The organism is Vibrio aquaticus (assembly GCF_003970385.1).
Classification (GTDB): Bacteria; Pseudomonadota; Gammaproteobacteria; order Enterobacterales; family Vibrionaceae; genus Vibrio; species Vibrio aquaticus.
This window is the reverse complement of sequence record NZ_RXZH01000025.1, coordinates 1-2938: the sequence shown is the minus strand read 5'-3', so window position 1 is coordinate 2938 and position 2938 is coordinate 1. Positions and strand designations below refer to the sequence as shown.

The 2938-nt window shown below is 51.5% G+C and carries 1 rRNA gene; it reads right to left on the bottom strand.

Annotated elements, in window-relative coordinates:
* Window positions 1–28 precede the first annotated feature (28 nt).
* Window positions 29–2918, bottom strand: a 23S ribosomal RNA gene (locus EJ063_RS20160).
* Window positions 2919–2938: the final 20 nt, after the last annotated feature.

The following is a 2938-nucleotide window of genomic DNA, read 5'->3' as shown; positions in this document are numbered from 1 at the left end:
GAGTCCATCAAAACCCTTTGGGTGTTGTATGGTTAAGCCTCACGGGCAATTAGTACAGGTTAGCTCAATGCCTCACAGCACTTACACACCCTGCCTATCAACGTTCTAGTCTCGAACAACCCTTTAGGACCCTCAAGGGGTCAGGGAAGACTCATCTCAGGGCTCGCTTCCCGCTTAGATGCTTTCAGCGGTTATCGATTCCGAACTTAGCTACCGGGCAATGCGTCTGGCGACACAACCCGAACACCAGAGGTTCGTCCACTCCGGTCCTCTCGTACTAGGAGCAGCCCCCTTCAATCTTCCAACGCCCACGGCAGATAGGGACCGAACTGTCTCACGACGTTCTAAACCCAGCTCGCGTACCACTTTAAATGGCGAACAGCCATACCCTTGGGACCGACTTCAGCCCCAGGATGTGATGAGCCGACATCGAGGTGCCAAACACCGCCGTCGATATGAACTCTTGGGCGGTATCAGCCTGTTATCCCCGGAGTACCTTTTATCCGTTGAGCGATGGCCCTTCCATTCAGAACCACCGGATCACTATGACCTGCTTTCGCACCTGCTCGAATTGTCATTCTCGCAGTCAAGCGGGCTTATGCCATTGCACTAACCACACGATGTCCAACCGTGTTTAGCCCACCTTCGTGCTCCTCCGTTACTCTTTGGGAGGAGACCGCCCCAGTCAAACTACCCACCAGGCACTGTCCGCAACCCCGATAAGGGGTCGACGTTAGAACATCAACACTACAAGGGTGGTATTTCAAGGACGGCTCCRCCGATACTGGCGTACCGGTTTCAAAGCCTCCCACCTATCCTACACATGTAGGGTCAATGTTCAGTGCCAAGCTGTAGTAAAGGTTCACGGGGTCTTTCCGTCTAGCCGCGGGTACACTGCATCTTCACAGCGATTTCAATTTCACTGAGTCTCGGGTGGAGACAGCGTGGCCATCATTACGCCATTCGTGCAGGTCGGAACTTACCCGACAAGGAATTTCGCTACCTTAGGACCGTTATAGTTACGGCCGCCGTTTACCGGGGCTTCGATCAAGAGCTTCGACCKAAGTCTAACCCCATCAATTAACCTTCCGGCACCGGGCAGGCGTCACACCGTATACGTCATCTTACGATTTTGCACAGTGCTGTGTTTTTAATAAACAGTTGCAGCCACCTGGTATCTGCGACTCTCGTTAGCTCCATCCGCAAGGGACTTCACCGACAAGAGCGTACCTTCTCCCGAAGTTACGGTACCATTTTGCCTAGTTCCTTCACCCGAGTTCTCTCAAGCGCCTTGGTATTCTCTACCCGACCACCTGTGTCGGTTTGGGGTACGATTCCTTACAATCTGAAGCTTAGAGGCTTTTCCTGGAAGCATGGCATCAATGACTTCACTACCGTAGTAGCTCGACGTCGCGTCTCAGCCTTAAGAWGARCCGGATTTACCTAACTCWTCAGCCTACACGCTTGAACCTGGACAACCGTCGCCAGGCCCACCTAGCCTTCTCCGTCCCCCCATCGCAATTGTAAGAAGTACGGGAATATTAACCCGTTTCCCATCGACTACGCCTTTCGGCCTCGCCTTAGGGGTCGACTTACCCTGCCCCGATTAACGTTGGACAGGAACCCTTGGTCTTCCGGCGAGGGGGTTTTTCACCCCCTTTATCGTTACTCATGTCAGCATTCGCACTTCTGATACCTCCAGCARRCTTTACAAYYCACCTTCAACGGCTTACAGAACGCTCCCCTACCCAATGWAGTAAACTWCATTGCCGCAGCTTCGGTTTATTACTTAGCCCCGTTACATCTTCCGCGCAGGCCGACTCGACTAGTGAGCTATTACGCTTTCTTTAAATGATGGCTGCTTCTAAGCCAACATCCTAGCTGTCTAAGCCTTCCCACATCGTTTCCCACTTAGTAATAATTTGGGACCTTAGCTGGCGGTCTGGGTTGTTTCCCTCTCCACGACGGACGTTAGCACCCGCCGTGTGTCTCCCGGATAGTACTTACTGGTATTCGGAGTTTGCAAAGGGTTGGTAAGTCGGGATGACCCCCTAGCCTTAACAGTGCTCTACCCCCAGTAGTATTCGTCCGAGGCTCTACCTAAATAGATTTCGGGGAGAACCAGCTATCTCCAGGTTTGATTGGCCTTTCACCCCTAGCCACAAGTCATCCGCTAATTTTTCAACATTAGTCGGTTCGGTCCTCCAGTTGATGTTACTCAACCTTCAACCTGCCCATGGCTAGATCACCTGGTTTCGGGTCTATATCCAGCAACTCGACGCCCAGTTAAGACTCGATTTCTCTACGGCTCCCCTAGATGGTTAACCTTGCTACTGAATATAAGTCGCTGACCCATTATACAAAAGGTACGCAGTCACACCACGAAGGTGCTCCTACTGCTTGTACGTACACGGTTTCAGGTTCTATTTCACTCCCCTCACAGGGGTTCTTTTCGCCTTTCCCTCACGGTACTGGTTCACTATCGGTCAGTCAGTAGTATTTAGCCTTGGAGGATGGTCCCCCCATATTCAGACAGGATATCACGTGTCCCGCCCTACTCGATTTCACTGAATGTGCGTTGTCGACTACGGGGCTATCACCCTGTATCGCCGGACTTTCCAGACCGTTCGTCTAACGCATATAAAGCTTAAGGGCTAGTCCAATTTCGCTCGCCGCTACTTTCGGAATCTCGGTTGATTTCTTTTCCTCGGGGTACTTAGATGTTTCAGTTCCCCCGGTTCGCCTCGYTAYGCTATGTATTCACRTARCGATACRTGCTTATGCAYGTGGGTTTCCCCATTCAGAAATCCCAGACTCAAATGGTTTTTACTACCTAATCTGGGCTTATCGCAAGTTAATACGTCTTTCATCGCCTCTGACTGCCAAGGCATCCACCGTGTACGCTTAGTCACTTAACCATACAACCCCAAAGGGTCTT